Below are 3,428 nucleotides of genomic sequence, written 5' to 3' on the forward strand. Positions count from 1 at the left end.
GATCAAGCGCGCTTCCGACGCTTTCGGTCTCGATTCCAATTTCATGAAAGCGGTTGCCAGGATCGAGTCCGGTTTCGACCCCAAGCAACGCACTGGGTCGTATATCGGCCTGTTTCAACTGAGCGAATATGAGTTCAACAAATTCGGCTCCGGACAAATTCGTAATCCCCGCGACAATGCCGTTGCGGCGGCCTACAAGGTCATTACCGAAGGCATTCTGTTCGAGTGGGTGACACACCAGAAGCCGACCTTGAGCGATCTTTACTTGATCCATCAACAAGGCTGGGAAGGCGCCGCCGAACACATCAGCCAACCTGTTCGCATCGCTTGGAAATCCATGTGTGCGACCAGCGAAGGCAGGGAGAAAGGTGAAAAATGGTGCAAACGCGCGATCTGGCGGAATACTCTTCCGGCCATCAAACACGCGTGGAAATCGGTGGATAAGCTGACCTCGGAGGCGTTCGTCGGAATGTGGCGCGAGCGGGTTGCTGAATTCTATTCGAAATACATGGCCACCGCCGCCGCCGAACGGGCGAACCAGTAAATTTCCGTTGAGTGGTTGGTAGGAGTTGCCGCACCCGCGGGTCGAGCGGGGCCTCACCGCCGCTGCGGCACGTGGTGCCGCTCATCGCTCAATGGTCGCGCGGACGCACTTTGCGTCGTCAACGACGCGCTCGGATCGTTCCTACTGCGCGCTAACGAGGTGATCGATCAGGTGCCGATGTCTGCTTGTGGCCCGCAGGCGAAGATGGAGGCGACGATCAGCACGACCGTAGCCGGGGCCAGACCGGACATCGCGCGCTCGCGGCCAAATCAACGTTTCTGACCCTCAGCGGACGTCTAGTGGCCTAAGTTGAATTTCGCAGTCGGCTAATTTGAAGGTGAGCAATTTTGACCAGACGACCGCAGTTACGCACCACCATCGTCGAGCACGCCGTTGCGAGCGATCGAGCCGGCCGCAATTTGAAGCGAAGAACCAATCGCCCAACAGCATGCGATCACAATGATCGAACCTTCAGAAACGACCTGATCAACGACAATCATGCTGACAGACAGAAACGCCGCAATCGCGGCAACGAATGTGCCTGCCGCACTGAAGATCTGAGCCGCATCGGTGCCGCGGTTCCGCTCTTCCGGGAGTCTTGAAGTCGCTCCCTGAACAGGACGGCCAGGCAGATCGATGCCGATATAGAAGCTGAAAGCTCCGTAGAGCATCATCAACAAGATGAACCAGCCGCTTCCAAACAGTTCGTTTTCCAGGCGCATCAATGCTGCGGCCACGTACAGGCCGCACGAGCCTCCAACCGTAGCGAGTCCAATCCTTTCAAAGAGATGCGCCGATTTTATGAGAGCAGCAGGAGCTACCCATATGGTCGCCGCGACATAAGTATGCCTTGCGACAGATAATGCGCTGGGAACTACAATGCTCATTTTCATGTTGTTCCTCCTTTAACAGGTAGCCTACGGCACGCGACGCGGTCAGCAGACTGCGCGCGTGGGTGCATTCACGTGTTTGGAACAGCAATTTTGGAAAAAGTCTGCCTACCGACGGCACTGGGCTGCCATTTAGATGGAGGCGGAGACTTCGGCGCGTCGCCGTTTTGGCAGTCTGTCAGGCAAGCAATCCGCTTGACCGCTACAACGACGCTACTCCGTTTCCGGTCCAAGACCTAATGATTAGTGACTACCGGTCGAGGTGGTGTGAAAATTCTGCCGATGTTACGCCACCAGCCGCCGAAGTGAGCAATTTTGCTCAGACCCTACGATGTTGGACATGCAATTGGTGCCCTACCGGGGTTTTGCAAATCCACCCCGGGGGCTGGGAAGCCGCCGCCCGCGACACAGATTAAGCGGGCGGCGTTTTTCCATGAAGTAAGGCACGCCTCAGGTATCGAGTTGCCCGGCATAGATCCGGATTCGTCCCGGCGTCGTCATTCTCAGCCTGCCCTGAAGAAAGACCATGTAGYCCAGCGCGATCAATCGGGCGCGATGTTTGGCAGGGATCGCGGGCGCAGCGCTATTTACAAACGCATTCCCGACCGTGAGCAAGGAAGCGAACTCTTCATGGGTGAGTTTTTCATGGGTGAGTTTTTTCGCTGTTGCGGTCATAACGTGAGCATGGACCGCTTCGGCAATCCTGCATGTTCAATTTTGATCAAACCTCGAAATAAAGGCCGCCTCAGCTGGCCGCCTCTTTCATTATAGACCCGTCCCCGGGCTCGCAGAGTATGATGCGCAAGGTACTCGGCCTTTGTTCGCCAATGTCGCCCTTTTGGCCCTTAGCCGAAGGTCGATTGAGCGCGTGTCACGTCGGCTGTCAGGGGTAAACCGGACGCCGATCCAACTTGGCGTCCACCGCTGCTTTTGACCCATTGCGGTCACTGGCAGGTTGGATCGGGGGTGCAGGCCCCTTTTCTGACGCGAACTTTTTATTAGTGATCCCCTTACGAATTGGCGCTGGCCTAATTTAATTTAGGAAATGAGCGAYGAAAGAAAAATTAAGGACCTGCTATACCCACGCTGGATGGAAATCGTTGGACGCGTCGTCGTCACCATTCTCGGCATATTGGCGTTGGTCAGTCAGATTTTGCCGCTGGGACCTTTACTGCACCATTGAAGGAGCGACGTCGCCCTTGTCCGCCACTGGCCCTTAGCCGAAGGTCGCTTGAACCCGTATCATGTCGGCTTTCAGAGGCAAACCCGACGGCAATCCAGCATCACGTCTGCCGCTGCTTTTTACCCTTAGCGGCGACAAATGACCTGCACGTCATCCGTTGCATCAGCAAGAAGACGAGATGGGCCGAAGTTTGGAATACCGCAGTGCATCATATCAAATGAATGGGAACGACTTCCCCACTGTGCTATTGTTTTCCATCACAGCCCGGTATGTGGCTTCTATCTGTGATGAGAACGCCGGTTGCGCTCCCGCCCTCCTCTAACGATAAGGGGCGCGCCATGGAGCAGCAACGGCGTCGTTTCCAGCAAACGGTATCACTTCAAGAGCGGCTGGCGCTCTCCGCCGAAGCCGCGCGACAAAAGGCTTCACATTTTCACAAAAGCAAATCTACCAGGGAGGGTTTTATGCGCTCGATTCATGCAGCGGCATTCGCTCTTTGTTTGCTCACAGTCGCGCCGGTAAGGTCCCTCGCCGGTGACCTCCAGCACGATGTCTCGGCGGCTTACGCAGCATTTGATGCGACGTACAACAAGGGCGACGCGAAGGCCGTCGTCGCCTTATATTTGCCGAACGCGATGGTGCTACCGCCAACCCACCAGGTGGCGTCGGGTCCGGCGGCGATTGAGAAGTTTTTCGCCGGGTTCTACGCCAACGGCGTAACGGATCACAAACTTGAGGTGATCGACGCGGGTGGCGATGACAAGGTCGTCTATGGCACGGCAAACTGGAGCGCCAAAGGCAAGGACAAGGA

General features: G+C 56.2%; 4 protein-coding genes. 2 read left to right on the forward strand and 2 right to left on the reverse strand.

Annotated features, from left to right (window positions below):
• The coding region (locus AC1D00_RS32510) for a transglycosylase SLT domain-containing protein (protein WP_477013482.1) at positions 1 to 544 on the forward strand (544 nt) is incomplete at its 5' end.
• A 365-nt stretch (positions 545 to 909) separates the two neighbouring features.
• On the opposite strand, the gene AC1D00_RS32515 is transcribed toward AC1D00_RS32510, so the two are convergent.
• Positions 910 to 1,437 carry a hypothetical protein gene (locus tag AC1D00_RS32515; RefSeq protein WP_477013483.1) on the reverse strand — a complete coding sequence of 176 codons (528 nt, stop codon included), beginning with the start codon at positions 1,435 to 1,437 and terminating at the stop codon, positions 910 to 912.
• Positions 1,438 to 1,884: 447 nt separating this feature from the next.
• Complete coding sequence (locus AC1D00_RS32520; protein ID WP_477013484.1) at positions 1,885 to 2,109, reverse strand: hypothetical protein; 225 nt, start codon at positions 2,107 to 2,109, stop codon at positions 1,885 to 1,887.
• An 846-nt stretch (positions 2,110 to 2,955) separates the two neighbouring features.
• On the opposite strand from AC1D00_RS32520, the gene AC1D00_RS32525 reads away from it, so the two are divergent.
• Positions 2,956 to 3,428, forward strand: a 473-nt coding sequence (locus AC1D00_RS32525) for a YybH family protein (protein WP_477013485.1), incomplete at its 3' end; no start/stop codon positions are given.

The sequence above is a fragment of the Bradyrhizobium sp. P2_E8 genome (assembly GCF_056403875.1).

What these genes read in the sequence shown, in the direction of transcription:
- AC1D00_RS32515 (WP_477013483.1), bottom strand. Translation starts at nt 1,437, where the DNA reads ATGAAAATGAGCATTGTAGTTCCCAGCGCATTATCTGTCGCAAGGCAT.